Genomic DNA, 21,435 nt, shown 5'->3' on the forward strand with positions numbered 1-21,435 from the left:
GGAATTCCTCATAGCTGCACCCGCGGGTCCAGCAGCGGATAGGCCAGATCGACGGCCAGATTGACCAGGATGCGGATCATCGCCACCAGCAGAAGGCAGCCCTGGATCACCGGGTAATCCCGCGCTTCGATCGCATCGACCAGGAAGCGGCCCAGGCCGGGCAGGGTGAAGACCGTTTCGATCACCACCGCCCCGCCCAGCAGCGACCCCAGCAGCAGGCCGATGAAGGTCAGCGTGGGGGCAAAGGCATTGGGGAAGGCATGGCGCCACAGCACCGGCCCTTCGGCCAGGCCCTTGGCGCGGGCGTGGGTGATATAGTCCAGGCGCAGCACATCGATCATGCCCGACCGCATCATGCGCGCCACTACCCCCATTTCCACGAGGACCAGGGAGGCGCAGGGCAGGATCAGGTACAAAAGCCCCTGTACCGGATCATCGGTAATGGCGACATAGCCGACGGTGGGCAGCCAGCCCAGTTGCACCCCGAACAGCAGGATCAGCAGCAGGCCGACCCAGAAGCTGGGCACCGAAATGAACAGGACCAGCAGGCCCGTGATCACCATATCGGTGGCTTTATTCTGTCGCCACGCGGCCAGCATGCCGGCGGGCACGGCGATCAGCATGGCCAGCGCCATGGAGATCAGCACGATCTGCGCCGTCACGCCCAGGCGGTGCAGCATGGCGGGCAGTACCGCCTCTCCCGTCGTGATGGAGGTGCCGAAATCACCGGTCAGGATATTGCCAAGCCAGCGCAGGAACTGCACCGGCAAAGGCTGATCCAGGCCCAGATTGCGGGTGATGGCGGCGATGGTGGCCGGATCGGCCATGTCACCCACCATCACCGATACGGGATCACCGGGGACCAGCCGCATCAGCAGGAAGACGATCACCGCCACGATCAGCAGGGTGGGCAGCGTCATCAGGCAGCGGCGCAGGAGATAGGCACCCATGGCGGTTACTCCTCCTCCTTCGCGACGCCCCAGAGGACGGGCAGATTGGCAGCCCAATTGTGAAAGCCGGTGACATTGGCCCGCGTGGCCGCGATGGCGACCCCGTTATAAAGCCCTATGATCGGCACATCGGCTTCCATCTGCCGATGCAGGGCATCAAAGGCGGCCTGACGCTCGGCCTCATCCGCGCTGCGGTTGGCGCGGTCCAGCAGGGCGGCGGCCTGTGCGCTGTGCCATTGCGCCGTTGCCCGTTTGCTGCGGTCACCGATCAGTGCGTCATAGGTCAGGGCCGGATCAAAGCGGGCGGAATAGGAGAAGGAGGAGAGCTGATAGCGCCCCTTCTGATAGTTCGACAATTGGCTGGCCCAATCCAGCACCGCCAGATCGGCATTGAAGCCGGCATCGCGCAGATAGGCATGGATCAGGACGGCATTGTCGAACATGTTGGGAAAGCGGCGGTTGGTCTGCACCACGATGCGCTGCCCGGCATAGCCCGCCTCCCGCAACAGGGCGCGGGCCTTTTCCGGATCATAGGCGGGCCATTCATCATGCGCCGGCCCATGCTGCGGCGCCACGCGCGGCACGGCGGACGGGTTGGGCGTCACCAGACCGTTTGTCGCCACCATGGCGATGCCGTCGCGGTCGATGGCGTGCGCAATGGCACGGCGGATACGCACATCCGACAGGACGGGATCATCGCTTTGCAGCAGCAGGACGGTCCAGCTCAGCAGTTCCTGTTCATAAACCCGCACAGTGTCGAAGCGTTTCAGATCCTGTCCGGCGGCGGCGGGCAGGGCCGGGATGATATCCACCCCGCCCGACAGCAGCGCTGTCTGCGACGTGGTGACGTCGGGCACGATCAGGAACTTCACCTGATCGACCAGTGCCTGTTTGGCGCCGGCCAGACCGCTAGCATCATCGCTGCGCGTGCTGTAGCCGTCGAACCGGTCCAGCATCACATATTGCCCGCGCCGCCATTCGCCCAGCCGGAACGGGCCGGTGCCGATGGGGGCGATCCAGTGGCCGTCAGCCCCGACACTGGACGGGGACAGGATGGAAAGCGGGCATTGCGTGCTGGCCATCTGTGCCAGAAAGACCGCCGAGGGCCGGTCCAGGGTGAAGCGCACGGTCAGGTCATCGGGCGTGTCCACGGACAGGACCTTCACCCCCCGGCCCGTACCGTCATAAAAGCTGCGGCAGGTCCAGTTGCGGGCCGGGTCCATCCAATGGTCCCAGGACCAGCGCACATCCCCCGCCCGCAGCACCCTTCCATCATGGAAGCGCACGCCATCGCGCAGATGGAAGATATAGGTGCGGCCCTCATCGGCCATGTCCACCCGGTCGGCCAGCATGGGCGCCACCGACAGGTCGGCGCGCGTGGCCACCAGCCCCTCCACCACCTGCGCCAGGACCATGTCGCTGTTGGTATCGCGGTTCACGCCTGGTTCGGTGGAACGGATATCGGCATTCAGCGCAACCGTCAGGGTGCCGGATGCCGCCGCCACTGGGACCATGCCCGCCAGCGCCGCCAATGCCCAGGCACCCCTTGTCCAGCCGCGCGACATGCCCTGTACCCCCGTGTTGTTCGTTGGAGGCACTTTGTACTATGTATTTATGAAATGCAATATGATTTGTAGGGGACGCTCACCCGAACTCCGGCCGTTCCTTTGACGAGACGGTCAGATGGCGGCGCATCAGGGCGGCGGCCCATTCCTGATCGCCGCGTTCCAGGGCGTGCAGGATTTCCAGATGTTCGCGGCAACTGTCCACCACCCGATCCTCGCCATAGGACCAGTTGTAGGAGAGCAGGCGGCGCAGGCGGTTCTGGTTCTGCACCGACTGGTGGATGAAGCGGTTGCCGGAACAGGCGGCCACGAAATCATGGAATTCGGCGTTGATGTCGAAAAACTCCATGGCCGTGGGCTTGACCTCTCCCGACATCACCTTTTCATGTGCCTCACGCACCTGCCGTGCCCAGGCACGGTCCAGGGTGAAGGTCGGTTCCAACAGGCCCGCCGGCTCCACCAGCAGGCGGAAACGGTAGCTTTCGTCATGCGCCTCATCGCTGTTCAGCGTGGGCATGAACTGCCAGCCATGGCCCATCTTGCGTTCGACGATACCGTCCTGTGCCATGCGGTTCAGCGCCCGGATCAGGGCGCCGCGCGGCACGCCGTAGCGGCGCATCAGGTCGGCCTCCGACACCTCGCCATCCACATTGCCCTTCATGCGGTCGGCGGCGATTGCCAGATACAGATCCTCCAGCTCATCCGCGCGGCCGCCGCCGCCCTGCCATTCGATAGCGTCCGATGGCACCTTCAGGAAAAAGCCACGGCGCGGCTGTGTTTCCAGGATGCCCATATCGGCCAGATGGCGGAGCGCCGCGCGCACCGGCGTGCGGGAAACCTTGAACTCATCCACCAGGCCCAATTCAGTGAAATGGTGGCCGACGGGCAGGCGGTGACGGCGGATATGATCGACAATCTGCCCAGCCAGGTCGGCCTGCAGCTTTGACGGGCCGCCGGTTTCCGGTTCATCCTGATCGTCAATGTCGGTGGTCATAAGGGGTATCCGGTGCTTGTTCCCCGCCAGTCTAGTATCTTGTCGTGATAAAATCCAATTTGATCGGCGCTGGCCAATTGACTTGCACTGTGTTTCATCATAATACAATTCGATCCTTTTCACCTCCGTCGGGCATGCGCCATGGAACCCTTGTCGCCACAGGTAGAAACCGTCCCCTTTCCCCTGATCACGCTGGAAGGCCCCGCAATGGAGCGTGGCCGCCAATATGGGGCGCAGGCGGGGGAACGGATCGCGGTCTGTCTTGCCATCTATCGCGCCGCTATCGACGCCAAGGGCGTGGAATGGGAAAAGGCCCGCGCCGTCGCGCGGCGTATCCAGGAACGGCTGGAAAAATCCCATCCCGAACAGATGGCGGAGATGCGCGGCATTGCCGAAGGGGTGGGGGAACCGGTGGAGGATATTGTCGCCATCAATGCCCGCACCGAACTGCTCTACGGCCTGTCGAAAGCGGCGGTGGCGAAATCGGAACCCGATGGCTGTACCGGGGCCATCGCTCTGCCATCGGTGACGGCGGACGGGCATCTTCTGCATGGGCAGAACTGGGACTGGCGCGATGAATGCGCCGATTGCGGCGTGGTGCTGCGCATCATCCCGGAAAAAGGGCCGCGCATTCTGACCTTCGTCGAAGCGGGTATGATGGCGCGGGCCGGCCTGAACAGTGCCGGCGTGGCCATCACCGGCAATTTCCTGGAATGCGAAAAGGATGGCAGCCGCGACGGTGTGCCCATCCCCCTGATCCGGCGCGCGGTCCTGTCGCAGACGCATCTTTCGGACGCGCTGTTGACGGTGCTGCAAAGCCCGCGCGCCTTTTCCAACAATCTGATGGTCAGCCACGCCGATGGCGATGCCATCGATCTGGAAACCACGCCGGATGAGGCGTTCTGGATCGCGCCCGAGGGTGGGCTTCTGGTCCACGCCAACCATTTCGTCAGCGCGCCGGCCCGTGCCAAGCTGCAGGACCGCAGCCTGCTGGTCAATGCCGACAGCCTGTATCGCGACCGACGGGTGGAGGCGCACCTGCGCGCCGCCGCCGGGTCGATCACGCTGGAGACGCTGAAGGCAGCGTTCCAGGACCGCTGGGGCGCGCCGCGCGCGGTCTGCCGCTCGGTCGTCATGGGGCCTGGGGGGCGGACATCCTCCACCGTTGCCACCATCCTGATGGATGTCACGGCACGACGGATGTGGGTGGCACCACGTCCCTATGGTCCGCATTCCTACACGCGGTATGATCTGGATTAAGGGGGCTTCGGCCCCCTTCTTTCATCCCACTGCGATGTCGCCTACCCCCCGTGAGCAGCAGGGGGTGATCAGGGTCCGGCGTTCCGTTTGCGACAGGCACTGATCCTTGTGCAGGGCGTGGCCCGACCGCAGGGGCAGGGTGCAGGTGCCGCACACACCCTGGCCGCAGGATACGGCAACGGGCAGGCCGGCGGTGGTCAGGGCCTGGGCCAAGGTTTGATCCGCCGGGATCTGGATGATGCGGCCATCGGGCAGCCAGGCGCGGAACGGCTGTGCATCGGCCCCCGGACCCGTGGGGGCAAACCCCTCCAGATGCACCCGCGCGCCGTCCCAGCCCAGATCATGCGCGGCCTGTCTTATGTCGGCCAGGAAACGGGCAGGGCCGCAGGCCTGCACATGGGTGCCGGGCGGGGCCGATGCCATCACGGCCCGGATATCCAGGCGTTGGCGGGGCACGGCGTCGGCGGGATAAAGATGCACCCGGTCCCCCAGGCGGGAAAGCCGGTCGGCGAACAGCACACCGGCAGCATCGCGCGTCGCGTAATGCAGGGTGAAGGACGCGCCATCCCCGGCCATGGCATCGGCCATGGCGATGATTGGCGTGATGCCGATGCCGGCGGCCAGCAGCAGATGATGCGGCGCACTGCGGTCCAGTGGGAAACTGTTGCGCGGGGATCCCGCACGCACCAGATCCCCGACGCGCAGCGCATGCATGGCGCGCGACCCGCCCCGCCCTGCGGGTTCCAGCTGCACCGCGATGGCATAGGCGGACCGGTCGCCGGGCGCGTTGGTCAGGCTATATTGCCGGATCAGACCGCCGGCCAGATGCAGGTCGATATGGGCACCGGGTTCGGCCCGCACGGGCAGGCCGAAGGGCCGGCGCAGACGCAGTCCCATGACGCCGGGCGACAGCAGGTCGGCGGTGGCCACGTGCATGGTACGGGGCGATCCACCCCGTCGCGTCAGCCAACCCCAGGCGCCGGTGACCAGCAGGCCCGCCAGACCCAGGGCCGTCAGGCACCAGAACAGGCGCAGCGCCAGACCACCGACAGCCCCGGTATGGACGGGCAGCATCCATTCAATGAAACGGCTGCCCGCCGGCATGGTCGCGTCGCTGTAGCGGGCCAGGATGCTGGCGTCATAGGCGTTCAGCCAGACCTGCCAGGTGGCGTTGGGCCGGGTGGCGGTTTCATCCTCCAGAAACACCAGCACCACCCGGCCACTGCCGCCGGGAAAGCGGACATTGCGGATGGGGGCGCCGGGCCGGTCGGCCCGTGCGGCGGCGATGATCTGGTCCAGGGGTAGTAATGGTTGGTCGGCACGGGCAACGACAAGGGGCGCCGGCTTGCCCGAAACAGGCGCGATGACACCGACCAGGACGGAGGTCCAGATCTTCAGCGCCACCATCACCCCGGTGAAGGACAGGGTGATCAGGGGCAATGCGGCCAGGATGCCGGTCAGGCGGTGAAGGTCGCGCAACAGGCGGACCCGCCCGCCCCCGCCGGCAACCACGAACAGGCCCCGCCCACGCGGACGCCCCCGCCACCAGAGGACAGGCCCCGTGATGGACAGGATCAGCAGGCCCAGACCGCTGAGCCCCGCAATGGTCTGTCCGTCCTTGCCCAGCAGCAGTGTGTAGTGAAGATCGAAAAGCCACTCGACGGGCCAGCCGGCGACGGTGGCCTCCCGCTTCACCTGTCCGGTGCCGGGATCGACCGACAGGCGCCATTCTGTGCCGCCCCGGTCCAGCCGCAGGATATAGGTACCGTCCGGTGTCTCCGGGTAATCGATCCGCAGCAGCCTTGCATCAGGCCGGTCGCGCAGCACCCTGCCGATCAGGGTTTGCAGCGGCAAGGGCGGGGCGCCATCGGCGGTCAGGGCCGCATGGTGCAGAAGATCATTCGCCTCATGCTTGAACAGGACGATGGCGCCCGTCAGTGCCTGCACCAGCAGCAACAGCGATAAGGGCAGGCCCAGCCAGCGGTGCGCCCATGCCAGCAGCCTCATGGCACCCCCGAAGACATGCAGAATGAAGCATGAATAAAATAGTCTGCTGTCACAGGGCACCCGAAGGCGGCCCCATGACAGCAGACTATGCCGGACCGGCGGGTCAGAACCGGGTGGTGACCGCGAACTTCACCGTCATGGGCAGGGCCGGGCTCAACAGATTGGCGCCCGTCGCCGCCCAATATTTCTTGCCCGTCAGGTTCTCCCCATTCAGGCGGAAGGTGACGGGATGGTCGGCAATGTCGGTGCTGTAACGGATGCCGGCATTATAGGTGGTATAGCCGTCGATGAAGGCCGTGTTCTGATTGTTGATGGCGCGATTGCCGACATAGAACAGGCCGGCGGAGACGCCCAAACCTTCCACCGTCTCCGGCTTGTATTCCGCAAACAGGGACGCCGTGTATTTGGCCGTGTTTTCCGGACGCTTGCCGATGACGGCGGTGCTGGCGGCCTTTTCCTGGGCCGCATCCAGATACATGGCCGTGGCAAAGACCGACAGGCGTTCGCTCACCTCACCCGTGGCGCTGGCTTCCCAGCCCTTGTAGATGGTGCGGCCATCCTGAACGAAACGGTTGGCGCTGTTGAGAAAGGAAGAGGCGCGGTCAATGTCGAAATAGGTCAGAGAGACCATCAGACCCTTCTGCGGCTCGATCTTGACGCCGGCTTCCTTCTGCTTCGACATGGCAGGGGGCAGCACCTCACCGCCATTGGCGGCGGTCAGCGGGGCGACGCCGCCTTCTTCCAGCCCTTCGATATAGGTGGCATAGAGGCTGATCCAGTCCTGCGGCTTCACCACCAGGCCATAGGAAGGCGAGGTCTTGGTGGTGTTGTACGGCGTGCCCGTCTTCGACTTGTTCTGATAGTCGGTGTAGCGGGCGCCGACCAGCAGGTCGATCCAGCTTTCATAGGATATGCGGTCGAAAATATAGGCGCCCTGGTCCGTGATCTTGGACGGGTTGGGCACCACACGGGCCGGCAGCGGCGTTTCAGCCACACGCACGGGGTTATAGTAATTCTGGGCGTAATTGACGGTCGGGTTGCTGGGTGCTTCCGCCGTGCGGGTATTGATGGTGCCGCCCACGGACAGTTGGTGGGTCAGGGGACCGGTTTCAAAGGCGCCGGCCAGCTCTGTGCGGTAATTCTCGTTCACATAATCATTGCCGTTGGACAACAGCACCTGCAACGTGCCGGCCCCGGTGGTCAGGTTATAATTGCGGAAGGTGTTGTAATGCCGGTCGCGCGACAGGTCGGACCGCCCCGCCTGACCCGTGATCGACCAGTTTTCGGCAAAGCGCCATTCGACATGGGCCATCAGGTTCAGTTCGTTGGCATCCGAATACATCCATTCCGACGACAGGCTTTTCTTCGGGTCCCACATCGGGGGCAGAATGGTCACGCCATTGACGGCGGCGGGCAGGGTGATGGTCGCCGTCTCCGTGATCTTCTTGTCGATATATTCGGCATCCAGGCGGATTTTCACCGTTTCAACCGGGTCCCAGTCAAAGGCGACGGCGCCCACGCTGCGGTGCCCCTCGACCGCGTCCACCCCGGTTTCCAGCCAGCCCTGCACGGCATTCACGCGCAGACCGAATTCATCCTCTTCCCCAAAGCGGCGGGACATGTCGGCATGGACGCCGACGCCACCGAACTGATTGCCGCTGAGCGTGATTTCGTTCAGCGCCTCTGCCGTTGGCCGTTTCATGGTCAGGTTCACGATGCCGGCGGGGGTGGTGAACCCGTAATAGAGCGAGGCGACGCCCTTCAGCACCTCCATCCGCTCCTTATCCTCCATCGGCAGGTCGATCTGGTTCACGATCGGCAGGGAACCGTTCATGCGGTAATTGCTGCGGTTTTCGACGGGAATGCCGCGGATGGCCAGATTGGCGTAAACGGCGGGGCTGACCTGGGAAAAGGTGACACCGGCGGTGTTGCGCACGGCATCGCCCATGCTGGTCACCTGCTGCGCATCCAGCAGGTCGCGCGGCATGATGTTCACCGTCAACGGCGTGTCCATCATGCGCGCGCCCCGGAAGGTGCCGGCCTGCACATAATCGGCGCCGAAGCTGTTCTTGCGGTCTGCGGTCACAATGATCTCTTCCAGCAGCGGGCCGCTGCTATCCGCCTTTTCTTGAGCATTTGAATTGTTAAAATACAGCATCTGGCCTGTCAGTGCCAATCCCAGCGCCACCCCAGCCTTCATCGTCCTCATGTCAGAATCCCCGTATTTGTGTCTGTGCCTACCTGTCGGCCGCTCCCCTTGCCGGGTCGCGATGTTCTGAAGGCAAGATAGCATTATGTACTTATAGAATACAATATGCTTTGGAGGGACGAAAGCAGGGGGCGGCAGCCGCCGGCGCGGTCTCATTGCCGGACCGGGGATATTTGCCTGTTGGTTGTGTACCTGTTTGGTGGTCAGCCCACGGTATCCGGTGGATCGCCATAGACCTGGGCGCTGATTGTCATTGCCGCGGCGGTCAGCGGGGCGATCAGGTCCGACCGCCCCGGCGTTTCGCCTTCTGTCACCCGATATGAGGCGGAAATGGCGGCCAGAACCTTCCCGTCGGGCCGTTTGATGGGCACCGCCACGCAATGCAGATCGGGCACGATCTCCCCCTCATCCCGGGCGACATCCGTCATGGCGATCTGCCGCAGGGTGCTGCGCAGGTGATCGGGGTCGGTGATGGTGGCGGATGTCAGGGGAACGAAGGGGCCAAGGGCCAGGTACTTTTCCCGCTCATCCTCCGGCAGGTTGGCCAGCAGCACCTTGCCCATGCCCGAACAATAGGCCTCCAACTGCTGCCCGACCTTGGTGAACAGGGCATCGGCGCTGCGCCCGGCCTTCAACCGGTAGGTCACCATGTCATTTTCCAGCGTGCCAAGCTGAACGATGCAGCCGATCTGCCGGGCCAGACCCGGCAGGACCGGTGCCGCCTTGCTGACGATGACCTGCTTCTCATCAATCCGGGCATTCAGCAGCAGCAGCCGGCTGCCCGCCATATACCCACCCCCCGGATCGGGCGACAGATAGCCCGCCGCCACCAGCGTCGCGATCTGACGGTGGGCGGTGGATACCGGGATATCAAGCTGGCGCGCCAGATCGGTGATCGACCGTCCCCCACCGCCATTGATGACGCTGTCCAGCATCGTCAGCGCCCGCAGGGAGGAGGAGAGGTGAGGGGTTCCGTTTCTCATGATGTAAGAAATTACCGCAGGCGTCGGCTGGTGACCAGCGGCACCATCGGATATGGTGCGCTTATGCTGTGCGGGGGCAACGGCCCCCTGCCGGCATGGATCACGCGTTGCTTGCCGCCGGCGGGTGCCCGGCGGAACCCCATGATAATTTGAGGAAACGGCCAGATGGTCTCGCCCACATATGAGGAAGTCGCCCGGCGTCTGCGTCAGGCCCATGATGGCACCGCCATCGCACCGCTGCGCGACGCGCTGGACCCGCTTGACGCCGACGGGGCCTATGCCATTCAGGCCCTCAATACCCAATGGTGGCAGGGACAGGGCCGTAAAATCGTGGGGCGCAAGGCCGGCCTGACGGCCAAGGCCGTGCAAAAGCAGCTGGGGGTGGACCAGCCGGATTTCGGCGTGCTGTTCGATGATATGCGCGTTGCCGATGGCGGCTTCCTGGACCCGGCCAGAACCTTGCAGCCAAAGGCAGAGGCGGAAGTGGCGCTGATCCTGGGTCAGGCCCTGCCCAGCCCGACCACCAGCGCCGCCGATGTGGCGGCAGCGGTCGCCAGCGTGCATGCCGCGATTGAAATCGTCGACAGCCGTATCGCCAATTGGGCCATCACCTTCGCGGATACCGTTGCCGATAACGGCTCCTCGGCCTTCTTCGTGATCAGCGCGGAGGGCAGGCCCCTGACGGGGCTGGACCTTTACACCTGCGGCATGGTGCTAGAGGTGGATGGGGCCGTTGCGTCATTGGGGGCGGGGGCCGCCTGTCTGGGCCATCCGCTGAATGCGGCGGCTTGGCTGGCCAGTACGCTGGCCGCCCGTGGGCAGCCATTGCAGGCCGGCGATATCCTGCTGACCGGTGCCTTGGGGCCGATGGTGCCGCTGGTGCCGGGGCAGACAGTCACCGCAAAGGTGGGCGGGCTTGGCAGCTGTTCCTTCACCTATGCCGCCGGGTGATACCGGCGGTCAGAAACCCTGACCCCCGGTATCGGGCACCCGCTATGGTCCAGTCCTATTCCCGCACGACATAGGTGTAGAAGCGGATGCGCCCATCGGCATCCTGCTTGCGATAGACGCCCTGGATTTCATTGTCGAAGCCGGGGAACAGGTTGGCCCCCTTCTCGAACACTTTCAGGTAATCGATCATGGGGCGGGCGGCTTCCGTCAGCCGTTCGCCCGGCAGAATGGTGGCGATACCGGGCGGATAGACCAGCATCAAGGTGGTGGCAATCCGGCCCGGCAACTGGTCCAGGGTGACGAAATCCACCTTGTTGCGGACCAGTTGCTTGGCCGCCTTGTGCGGCAGCATGGCCATTTCCGGCAGATGTTCGGGCCGGAACTGCGCACGCTGCAACGCGCTGATATTATGTTCGCGATAGAAGGCGTGGATGTCGCGGCACAGATCGCCCAGCCGCACGCCGTTATAGCGCGGGGCCCGCCGGCGCACGAAATCGGGCATGATATCGTCCAGCAGGGCATTATCGTCATGCAGCCGCTTGAAGAAGATCAGTGCGCTCATCAACCCGCCGGCCTTGCTGCTTTCCACACCCGGCGTCAGCAGGAACAACAGCGAATTCAGGTCGTTCTTTTCCGGCACGATCTGATTTTCGCGCAGATATTCGGCCACCACGGGTGCCGGTATCCCCTGATCCAGATAGGCGCCCGTACGCCGGTCGAAACCGGGGGTCAGGATGGTCAGCTTGTTGGGGTCGGTCATGGCATAGTTGGGGCCAAGATGGCTGAACCCGTGCCAACCGCGCCCTGGTTCCAGCATCCAGTGTGACGGATCGCGGGCCAGCTCATCGGTCGGCACCTCCTCCCACCGCACGTCACGCCCGTCGAAGCGGGTGACATCGGGCACGAACGGGTCGAAGAACCATTGCCGGGCGGGATCGCTTTCCTTGTCGATGAATTCCCGCGCGATGGCGCGCAGCTTCTTGCGGGTCTCGATGCCCAGCCGGATCGTATCGTCCCACAATACCTCGCCCGACTTGCCCTTCATCATCTGCGCGCCGACATCCAGGGAGGCGAAGATGGGATAGAAGGGGCTGGTGGAGGCGTGCTGCAGGAAGCTTTCATTGAAGCGGCGATGTTCCACCCGGCGTTCGATATCACCGATATGCTTGTCCTTCACATGGATCTGTGAGGCTTGGCTGAAGCTGGCCAACTGCTTGTGCGTGGACTGGGTGGTGATGATGCCGGGGCTGTCGGGACCCAGTCCCTTCACCCCCATGCCGTATCGGCCCTGGAACAGCGGGTGGAACTTCATGAAGCCGGCCCAGGCCTCGTCGAACATGATGTAGTCACACAGTGGCCCCAGCTTCTCGACCAGCATGTCGGCATTGTTGATGGTGCCGTCATAGGAACATTGCTGGATCACGGCCACGCGGAACGGGCGCGGCCTTTTCCAGGCATCGGGGTCCTTCACCCAGGGGCTGGTACGGATCTTCTCGCGGATCTTGTCCTCGTCCAGCGCCTCGTAATCGATGGGGCCGATCAGGCCGTGGGCGTTGCGGTCGGTTTCCAGGAAGATCGGTGTGCCCTGACCCAGCAGTAGGGCGCCATGATGGGCCGCCTTGTGGTTGTTGCGGTCGAACAGGACAAGGTCGTCTTCCGCCACCAGCGCGCCCAGCACGACCTTGTTGGAGGCCGAGGTGCCGTTCAGCACGAAATAGGTGCGCTCCGCCCCGAAAATCTTGGCGGCTTCCTTCTGCGCGCGCAGCGCCGGCCCCTCATGCACCAGCAGGTCGCCCAGATCGACGACGGAATTATCCAGATCGTCGCGGAAAATCGCCTCGCCCAGATGTTCAACAAAGATGCGGCCGATGGGGCTGCGGCTATAGAAGATGCCGCCATTATGGCCCGGACAGGTCCACATCTGGTTGCCTTCTTCGGCATAATCGACCAGAGCGCCGAAGAACGGCGTCTTCAGGGTCTCGGCATATTGGCGCAGGCGGCTGATCAGGTTTTTGGCGATGAATTGCGGGGTTTCCTCGGCCAGGAAGACATAGCCGTCGATCTCCCGCATCACCTCCACCGGGATATCCTCCAGCCGCTTGCGCCGCACCAGCAGCACGATGGGCATTTCCAGCCCGCGCGCCCGCACCAGGGAGATCAGGGCGGCCGCCTTGCCCTCCGACCAGCGCTTGCCCCAGTCCAGCACCATGCAGCCGATGGCGGCATCGGTGCGGATGGCCAGCTCCGCGTCCTCGATGCGGCGCGCCTTGGTCACCTCGAAACCCAGACGCTCCACCTCCCCGATAATGTCCTGAAGCCGCGATCCCTCCAGCTCATCCGCCTCGAAGGCGGGGGCGCAGACCAGGAAATTGAAGCGGCGGAAGAAATCCATCGGTGAGCCTCCAGAAGCCACGCATGTGACAGGGAACGAAAATCAGCGGCTGCACAATGCCCCGTTCATCGCCGTAAAAGAAGTTACAAAGAAATGTCTTATGGTGCTGCGGCATGCCGCCGTCGATCACCCCGCCCGCCGCCGCAGCAGATAAAGCGGCACCGTCAGCAGCAAGATCAGTGCAGCCACCCCCAGCATCCACCCGTCCGACAGGGCGATGATCAGGATGCCGAAGGCCAGCCCCGCGATGGCGGCCAGCCGTACCCGCAGCCGTTCCGTCCCCGCCGGCACCTCCCCCAACAGGCGCAGCAGCGACAGGCAGGCATAGACATAGACCAGCACGTTCAGGATCACCGCCATGTTGATCACCATGCTGAACTGTTCGCCCAGCGTGGCCGACAGGGTGGAGATGCAGACGATGGTCATCAGCAAGGCGGTGACGATCAGGTTGCGCGACGGTGCGCCATGGGCGTTGATGCGCGACAGCATGCGCGGGAACAGGCCCAGTTCGGCGGCGGCTTCTGCCGTTTCGGCCCCCACCAGCATCCATCCGGCCAGGGTGCCCGCCGCCTTCACCATGGCGCACAGCGCCAGGATGCTGGCCGCCACCGGTCCCCAGATGCGGGCCGCCACTTCTGCGAACGGCGCCGTGGAGGCTGCCAGTTCCGCCGCCGGCATTACGCCCGACAGGGCGGTGCAGGCGATGATATAGGTGACACCCGCCACCCCGATGCCGCCCGCCGTGGCCAGCGGCACATCGCGTTCCGGGCGTTTCACCACCGCCGCCACGATGGCCGCACTTTCCAGGCCCAGGAAGGCCCAGATGATCAGGCCCAGCGAGGCGGTGATGGCCGACAGGTCGGACCCGCCCGTCACATTCCAGGAGGCCCGGAATATCTCCGGATCAAACCACGCCCAGCCCAGCCCGCCGACCAGCAGCACCGGCGCCAGCCCCAGAACCAGGGCCACCCCCTCAAACCGCGCGATCAGGCGCGCACCCCAGAGATTGACCAAGGTCATCAGCCAGATGATGGCGATGGTCACCCCGGCCAGCACCATCGGCACCTTGATCGACGCGAAGAAGGTGCCCAGATAGCCGGTGACGGCCAGCGCGATGGCGACATTCCCGAACCATGTGGCGATCCAGTAGACGAAGGCCGACTGGAAGCCCAGATAGCGGCCCAGCGCATCATGCACCTGGCCTGTCAGGCCCAGCCCGCCGGGCCGCAGCATGGCTAGGCGTGAACAGACCCAGCCCAGGATCAGGCATCCCAGCAGCACCGCGATCCAGCCGATCAGGGTGATGGACCCGATGGCGCCCAGGCTGACCGGCAGCAGAAAGATGCCCGACCCGATCATATTGCCCGCGACGATGGCCCCGGCCCCCAGGGGGCCGATCTTCTGGCTGCGGTTTCTCATGGGCCGGCCCCGTGCGGAGGGTAGAAATCCTGGCCAGCCTGTCGCATGCCAAACCTCCCGTATCGTCCGGCCCGCCGGGGCCCCGTGAAAAGCCTACCCGTTATTCCGCATCCGTCCACGGTTCAGGGGAGCATTGCCCCCTAAATCCGCCGGGCATGGATATCGGCAATGATCTCCCGCGCGGCATTGTGGCCCGGCGCACCGGTGACGCCGCCGCCCGGATGGGTGCCGGACCCGCACTGGTACAGGCCCTTGATGGGCGTGCGGTAATCGGCATGGCCCAGCATGGGGCGGGCGGAGAAAATCTGGTTCAGGTCCAGGGCGCCATGGAAAATATCACCCCCGACCAGCCCGAAGGTCCGTTCCAGGTCCAGCGGGCTGTTGATCTGCCGGCCAATGACCGACGCCTTGAAATTGGGGGCGTAGCGGTTGACGGTGTCGATCATCAGGTCGGCCACCGTTTCGCGGTGATCGTCCCAGGAGGCGCCATCGGGCAGTTCCGGGGCCACATGCTGACAGAACAGGCTGGCCACATGCTGCCCTTGCGGTGCCAGCGTGCTGTCGAGGGTGGAAGGGATCAGCACCTCCACGATGGGGTTCTTGGACCAGCCGTCGCGGCGCGCATCCATGAAGGCGCGGTCCATGTAATCCAGCCCCGGCGCGATGATGATGCCCGCCGTATGGTGGGGCGCGCGGTCCTTGCCGGGCAAGCTGGTGAAATCGGGCAGTTCCGACAGGGCCACATTCATGCGGAAGGTGCCGGATCCGCAGCGCCAGCTATTGATGCGGCGGTTGAATTCCGCCGGCTGCTCATTGGCGGCCGCCAGCGTGCCGAACAGCAGGCGCGGGTTCAGGTTGGACACGACCAGCCGGCCGCGCACGGCGGTGCCATTGGCGGTGACGGCCCCCACGGCCCGGCCCTTCTCGATGATCACTTCCGTCACCGGCGCATCGGTGATGATCTCCACGCCTGCCGCCATCGCCGATTTCGCCATGGCCTGGGTGATGGCGCCCATGCCGCCGATGGCGTGGCCCCAGGCCCCCTTCTTGCCATTCACCTCCCCGAACACATGATGCAGCAGGACATAGGCCGAGCCGGGCGTATAGGGGCTGGCGAAATTGCCGACGATACTGTCAAAGCCGAACACCGCCTTCACCGGCACGCTGTCGAACCAGCGGTCCAGATAATGGCCGGCGGACATCGCGAACAGGTCCAGCAATTCGCGCTGCAGGTCGATATCCAGCCGGTTCAGCCGCCCGCCCAGCCGCGCCGTCTTCAACAGTTCCGGCAGGGCTGCGAACAGCCCGCCTTGCACGACGTTCGGCGGGGTTTGCAGCACCAGATCACGCAGCACATCGGCAATGGCCCCCGTCACCCGGTCGTAATCATCCAGCCGTTCGGCATCCCGGGCGGAGAATTTCGCGACCTGCTGTTTGGTCAGGCCGTTGCCGCCCGTCATCAGGTGGGTGCCGTCATCGAACGGCAGGAAGTTCGACACTTCCCGTTCCACCACCCTTAACCCATGGGCCGCCAGATCCATGTCGTGGATGACCTTGGGGTTTAGCAGCGAGACGGTGTAGGCGGCGACGGAGTTGCGGAAGCCGGGATGGAATTCCTCCGTCACCGCCGCCCCGCCCACCACATGCCGGCGTTCCAGCACCGTTACCGACAGGCCGGCCTTGGCCAGATATGTGGCACAGACCAGACCATTATGGCCGCCCCCGATGATCACGACGTCGCGCATGGAACCTGTCCTTCTGAAGGGAAAATCATGATCAACCGATGCGCCCGCTCCCGATGCGCCCGCTCCATCCCGGTGCCGGGGCGTGGGGCAGGCGGCTTTCGGGGATCAGCGTGCGGATACGCCGGGCAAAGCTGCGCAGCGACATCTCGTTGCGGCCCAGCGGACCGGTCGTATAGGCACGGCTGCCCATGCCCTGCTGCACCCGTTCGATCAGCGTCTTGTCCTCCAGGCTGACCTGCCGGTTGATGCGCCAGTTGGCATAGCGCGCGGCCCGCATCTCCCGCCGGGCATCGGGATGCACATAGGCGATTTCCCGGATCACGCTGTCGGTGGGGGAGGTGGGGATCCACTGCATGAAGTCGATCTGGTCGGGATAGATGTCGAACGCCTGATTGGGCCAGAGCTTGAAATAGGTCCAGAGCCGCTGCCGTTCCGCCGGCAGGTGCGGCACCGCCGGTAGATAGGTCTGATAGAACCGTTCCGACCGGTTCTTCGACGGCACGTCGATCAGATGGCCCCACATCTTGTCGACCCATTCCTGCGCCTCCAGCCCGTAGCCCTGGCCGAACAGGCGGGTCAGGCCGGGATGGGCGACATTGATATGCAGGCTGTCGGAATAATTATCGCCGACATTCTTCCAGTTGACGGCCCGTGGCCGCAGCGTGACCCGGCCCAGCGGCACCAGTTCGGACAGGCGGTAGGGTTCGATCTCATGCTCATAGGGCCGCATCATCTCGGCCACGCTGGGCCCGCCGGCCTCCAGCCGGATGAAGATGAAGCCGTGATAGATCTCATGCTCCACGGCCAGCAGCGGGTAGTCGGCCAGCTGGAAATCCGGGAATTCCCGGCGATGCGGCACACCCAGCAGGGTGCCGTCGGTGCCATAGGTCCAGGCATGGTACGGGCAGGTGATGCGCCGCCCGCAATTCCCGACCTCCCCGTCCAGAAGGCGGGCCGCGCGGTGGCGGCACAGATTGTGGAAGGCACGGACCACGCCGTCATCGCCCCGCAGCACCACGATATTTTCGCCCATGAACGCGAAGCTGTGATAATCGCCCGGCTGCGGAATATCGTTATTGTGACAGACGATCTGCCACGCCCGGCGGAAGATCACCTCCCGCTCCACCGCCAGGAAATCCGCGTCGCGATAGATCCATCCCGGCAGGCTGACATCATTGTCGGCGTCGGGGATCGCATCGGCCATGGAACCATTCCTTCAGCGCAGCGTGTCAGCTTGTTGAACATTCGTGCAGCAGCGCGCGCCTGTCAACTGGCCTGCCATCGCCGCTTTGCGCGCGACAGGGCCGAAGGGGGCATGATAAACGACCACGCTGCCGGAAATGGAGAGTTGCATGACCACGCGCCCCCGGAAATTTTCCCGCATCCAGCCGGAATTGCGCCGGGAACATCTGGTGGCGGCGACCCTGCGCTGTCTGGCGGAACATGGTCATGCCGGCGTGTCGGTGCGCAAGATCGCGGCGGCTGCCGATGTCTCCATCGGCCTGATCAACCATTACTATCCCAGCATCGACCAACTGATCAGCCACGCCTATGAGACGCTGTCCGGCGGCATCGCCGATGGCCTGCTGAAAGCGTCGGAGGCGGGGACCGACCCGCGCGACAGCCTGTCCCGCTTCATCGCGGAAAGCTTCGGCCCGGCCATCCTGGACCCCAAGATGCTGGGCGTGTGGGTGGTGTTCTGGAGCATGGTGCGCCATTCCGCCGACATGGCCGCCGTACAGCAGCGCACCTATGGCCAATATCGCGCCGCCCTTGAACGCCATCTGGGGGCGCTGGCCGAACAGAAGGGCCTGCCGGCCATGAATATCCGGGCGGCGGCCACCGCGCTGAACGCCCTGCTGGACGGTCTCTGGCTCACCTGGTGCCTAAACCCCGCTGATTTCAGCGTGGAGGAGGGGGTTGCCATGTGCGAGGGCTGGGTGGACGCCTTCGCCGTGGGCCTGCTTGTTGAGCGGCTGAAGGCCTGAGCGGTAGATCGAATATTGGGTGATCGGAAGCCAACTCCTCGTCATCCCGGCGAAAGCCGGGACCCAGCGAGAGCAGCGATAGCTGCGACATGACTCATATCGGCGCTAACCGCGCCTGGGCACTGGGTCCCGGTTTACGCCGGGATGACGAAAGGGGAGTGTTCCGGTCACTGGAAAGCCGCTCTACTCCCACAGCCCGCGCACCAGCGCCATCATCTGCCGCGCCTCGGCCCAGCGGTCGGTCAGTTCCCGTCCGGCCCCATCAACCACGGCATAGGGGGGTGGCCCCAACTCCACCATGAAGCTCAACGTATCGTCCGCTGCGGCCTGTTCCCGCCACTGCGCAAAGCCCTGCCGCCACCAACTCAGGAACAGGTCCAGCCAGGGCTGGTGATGCCCGCCGACGGGGGCCTGCACCTGATGCGCGGTGGCGATGCGGCCATGAAAGGCCTTGGCCTGACGCAGGACGCGGGCGATGGCGGCGTGCTTGGCCTCATCGACGGGCAGGTCCCATTCCCCGGCCACCACATAATGGCAAAGGTCGGCGGTCAGCGGGATGTGGGGCAGGGCGTCCAGCATGCGCAGGAAGAACGGCAAATCCTGGGTCAGCCGGGCGCGGTGCGTCTCGTAAAAGATCGGCAGCCCCGCCCGCTCGCGCGCCCGCTCCAGGCCTTCCATCAGCCGGACCGCATCGGCCACCCGGTCCATCGGCCCCGCGATCTGCACATTCAGATGGTGGGCCGACAATGACGCCGCCTCGTCCGCGAACCGGTCCAGTTCGTCGGCGCTGCTTACCAGAACCTGTGCTTCCCAGGCCAGACCGCGTTCATTCATGAAGCGGGATGTGATGGCGGTGCGTTCCTTGCGCGCCAGATTGGTGCCCGCCCCGTCGAACCCGGCATCGACCATGGCCTGCAATGCCGTTTCCAGATCGTTCCAGACATCGAAGCCTGGACATTGATCCATCCCCCAGACGGATTGCAGGATCAGAAGACGGGGCATGGAACCCTCCCGGTGGCCGATGCTCCTGCTTCGTCCCTTCCGGCTTTCCCGTCCAATCGCAATCGCTCAACAACCCATGCGCGGATGCTATAACCCCGCCAGACAGGAGGCCGCTTCTTGCCGTACGGCCTCGGCCAGCCAGGAAACCGGCGGCGGGGTAGGGCCGATATCGGGTTCCAGCAGGGTGAAGTCAAAGCCGATGGCAGGCAGCACAGGCCGCACCACCACGCCCAGCCGGCGGAACAGCCGGGCCGAAAACGGCTCCACAATGGCCAGACCCAGCCCCGCCTCCACATAGGCATAGATGGGCAGCGATTGCTGGCATTCCAGCAGCCGTTCCACCATCACCCCATGCGCCGCCAGGGCGGCATCGATGCCGTTCCACAGGGCATCGGCCTCATGCATCGGGCCGATGAAGCTTTCGCCGGCCAGATCGCTCACCTGCAAACTATCCTTCCCGGTCAGCCGGTGTCCGGGCGGCAGGGCGCAGACATAATCGGCGCGGATCAGGGGCGTGACGCGGATACCCTCACGCGGGCTGGACGCCACGCCGATGCCCAGATCGGCCTGACCCAGGAACACCCTGTCCTCGATGGCGCGTTGCCCCAGCGCCTCCACCGTCACCTTCACTTCCGCATGCCGTTCCCGAAACCGGCGCAGCACAGGCGGCAGGATGGAGGTGGCAAGGGCCGACAGGCAGGCGATACGCACCGTTCCCACGGGATGGGCCCGGATGCGACGCGCCGCCTGGGTCAGCAGGTCCAGGCCCGTGAAGGATCGCTGCACCGCCTCGAACAGCGTCTCTGCCTGGGCCGTGGGATGCACCCGCCCGCCCCGCCGTTCAAACAGCGCAAAGCCCACCGCATATTCCAGGTCGGCGATCAGGCGGCTGACCGATGGCTGGGAGATGTTCAGCATGGCGGATGCGGCGGTCACTCCGCCGCTCATCATCACCGCCCTGAACGCCTCGATCTGTCGCATCCGCATGGGGATATAGTATTCACGAATGAACTCGTGACGCAATTCGATTGGATGCGATGGCTGGTCCGGCGGCAGAATGGTTTCAACAACAGCCCGTACCCGGAGGAAACCATGAAGTACGAACAGCAGCGCGAACAGTTCCAGCGTGAAGGCTACGCGGTTTTCGAACGCGTGCTGGAAGGCGAATTGCTGGATATCCTGCGTGCGCAGTGTGGCCGCATGGTGGAGCGGGAGGATGCGCGGCTGGACGCGCTGGGCGTCGATGTCGACGGCATCACCCATCGCGGCAACCGCTATTTCGCAGGCGAATGCCAGCGGGTGCAGCCGGAACTGCGCGAAATGCTGTTCTCCGACGTGATGGCCGATATCTGCCGCGCCACCATCGGCGACGACGCCTATTTCTTCTATGACCAGTATGTGGTGAAGGGGGCCGGCGGCGGCATGTCCTTCAGCTGGCATCAGGATAGCGGCTATGTCGTGGGCAATGGCGGCCCGCCGGACCACAAGCCCTACCTGACCTGCTGGTGTACCCTGGACGACACCACCATCGAAAACGGCACCGTCCGTGTGCTGCCCTTCAGCCAGGTTCCCGCCAGCCGCGACGGCATCGTCCCGCATGTGCGCCAGCTCGGCACCAACGATCTGGTCGGCTGGACGGGGGATGAGGAAGGGGTGGTGGTGGAAGTGCCGGCCGGCAGCATCGTCGCCTTCTCCTCCCTGCTGCTGCACGCCACCGGCGCCAACCGCACCGACCGCATGCGCCGCGTCTATCTGGCTCAGTACAGCCCGGAAGTCATCCTGAACCCCGGCACCAAACAGCTGCGCCGCAACGCCATCCCGGTCCTGCGCAATGGCAAGCAAGTGACATTCGCGTGAGGGGACGGCGGGCGGAATTGCTGACTTTCCGCCCGCTTCCTGCTATGCTGTCCACATCATGACCATTCCCGTCTTTCCCGATCTGATGCTGCACGTTTTCGGCTCGGGAAAGG

General features: G+C 64.6%; 16 protein-coding genes. 4 read left to right on the forward strand and 12 right to left on the reverse strand.

Annotated features, from left to right (window positions below; all coding sequences use genetic code 11):
* Positions 1-8: 8 nt before the first annotated feature.
* The 3 genes from ACODSP_RS11365 to ACODSP_RS11375 form a co-directional block, all read right to left on the reverse strand.
* Positions 9-950, reverse strand: coding sequence for an ABC transporter permease (locus ACODSP_RS11365; RefSeq protein WP_488965709.1), 942 nt, complete (start codon positions 948-950; stop codon positions 9-11).
* Between the two features lie 5 nt (positions 951-955).
* Complete coding sequence (locus ACODSP_RS11370; protein WP_488965710.1) at positions 956-2,515, reverse strand: ABC transporter substrate-binding protein; 1,560 nt, start codon at positions 2,513-2,515, stop codon at positions 956-958.
* A gap of 79 nt (positions 2,516-2,594) precedes the next feature.
* Complete coding sequence (locus tag ACODSP_RS11375) at positions 2,595-3,509, reverse strand: GntR family transcriptional regulator (protein ID WP_488965711.1); 915 nt, start codon at positions 3,507-3,509, stop codon at positions 2,595-2,597.
* Positions 3,510-3,650: 141 nt separating this feature from the next.
* On the opposite strand from ACODSP_RS11375, the gene ACODSP_RS11380 reads away from it, so the two are divergent.
* Complete coding sequence (locus ACODSP_RS11380; protein WP_488965712.1) at positions 3,651-4,769, forward strand: C45 family autoproteolytic acyltransferase/hydrolase; 1,119 nt, start codon at positions 3,651-3,653, stop codon at positions 4,767-4,769.
* A gap of 21 nt (positions 4,770-4,790) precedes the next feature.
* Here the strand turns inward: ACODSP_RS11380 and ACODSP_RS11385 are convergent, their stop codons facing one another.
* From ACODSP_RS11385 to ACODSP_RS11395, 3 genes are all read right to left on the reverse strand, one after another.
* On the reverse strand, positions 4,791-6,776 hold the full coding sequence (locus ACODSP_RS11385; RefSeq protein ID WP_488965713.1) for a PepSY domain-containing protein: 1,986 nt from the start codon (positions 6,774-6,776) through the stop codon (positions 4,791-4,793).
* Between the two features lie 103 nt (positions 6,777-6,879).
* Positions 6,880-8,985, reverse strand: a complete 2,106-nt coding sequence (locus ACODSP_RS11390) for a TonB-dependent siderophore receptor (RefSeq protein ID WP_488965714.1) — start codon at positions 8,983-8,985, stop codon at positions 6,880-6,882.
* 203 nt (positions 8,986-9,188) lie between these two features.
* Complete coding sequence (locus tag ACODSP_RS11395; RefSeq protein ID WP_488965715.1) at positions 9,189-9,968, reverse strand: IclR family transcriptional regulator; 780 nt, start codon at positions 9,966-9,968, stop codon at positions 9,189-9,191.
* 165 nt (positions 9,969-10,133) lie between these two features.
* Here ACODSP_RS11395 and ACODSP_RS11400 point away from each other — a divergent pair, with 165 nt between their 5' ends.
* Entirely contained in the window at positions 10,134-10,919 is a 786-nt protein-coding gene (locus ACODSP_RS11400; protein ID WP_488965716.1) for a 2-keto-4-pentenoate hydratase, read from the forward strand.
* 55 nt (positions 10,920-10,974) lie between these two features.
* Here the strand turns inward: ACODSP_RS11400 and ACODSP_RS11405 are convergent, their stop codons facing one another.
* The 4 genes from ACODSP_RS11405 to ACODSP_RS11420 form a co-directional block, all read right to left on the reverse strand.
* Entirely contained in the window at positions 10,975-13,311 is a 2,337-nt protein-coding gene (locus ACODSP_RS11405) for an Orn/Lys/Arg family decarboxylase (protein ID WP_488965717.1), read from the reverse strand.
* Positions 13,312-13,437: 126 nt separating this feature from the next.
* A complete protein-coding gene (locus ACODSP_RS11410; protein ID WP_488965718.1) occupies positions 13,438-14,730 on the reverse strand; it encodes an amino acid permease in 1,293 nt (430 codons plus the stop codon).
* 140 nt (positions 14,731-14,870) lie between these two features.
* Positions 14,871-16,475, reverse strand: coding sequence for a phytoene desaturase family protein (locus ACODSP_RS11415; protein ID WP_488965719.1), 1,605 nt, complete (start codon positions 16,473-16,475; stop codon positions 14,871-14,873).
* 31 nt (positions 16,476-16,506) lie between these two features.
* Positions 16,507-17,679 (reverse strand): aromatic ring-hydroxylating oxygenase subunit alpha, encoded by a 1,173-nt coding sequence (locus ACODSP_RS11420; protein ID WP_488965720.1) that lies wholly within the window; start codon positions 17,677-17,679, stop codon positions 16,507-16,509.
* 148 nt (positions 17,680-17,827) lie between these two features.
* Between ACODSP_RS11420 and ACODSP_RS11425 the strand changes: the two genes are divergently transcribed.
* The gene (locus ACODSP_RS11425; protein WP_488965721.1) at positions 17,828-18,463 is read left to right on the forward strand and encodes a TetR/AcrR family transcriptional regulator; all 636 of its coding nucleotides are present in this window, start codon (positions 17,828-17,830) and stop codon (positions 18,461-18,463) included.
* A gap of 183 nt (positions 18,464-18,646) precedes the next feature.
* Here the strand turns inward: ACODSP_RS11425 and ACODSP_RS11430 are convergent, their stop codons facing one another.
* The gene (locus tag ACODSP_RS11430; RefSeq protein WP_488965722.1) at positions 18,647-19,465 is read right to left on the reverse strand and encodes a sugar phosphate isomerase/epimerase family protein; all 819 of its coding nucleotides are present in this window, start codon (positions 19,463-19,465) and stop codon (positions 18,647-18,649) included.
* Between the two features lie 87 nt (positions 19,466-19,552).
* Complete coding sequence (locus tag ACODSP_RS11435; RefSeq protein WP_488965723.1) at positions 19,553-20,452, reverse strand: LysR substrate-binding domain-containing protein; 900 nt, start codon at positions 20,450-20,452, stop codon at positions 19,553-19,555.
* A 27-nt stretch (positions 20,453-20,479) separates the two neighbouring features.
* Here ACODSP_RS11435 and ACODSP_RS11440 point away from each other — a divergent pair, with 27 nt between their 5' ends.
* Positions 20,480-21,322, forward strand: coding sequence for a phytanoyl-CoA dioxygenase family protein (locus ACODSP_RS11440; protein WP_488965724.1), 843 nt, complete (start codon positions 20,480-20,482; stop codon positions 21,320-21,322).
* The last annotated feature ends 113 nt before the right edge of the window (positions 21,323-21,435 follow it).

Source organism: Niveispirillum sp. FG156 (assembly GCF_057809555.1).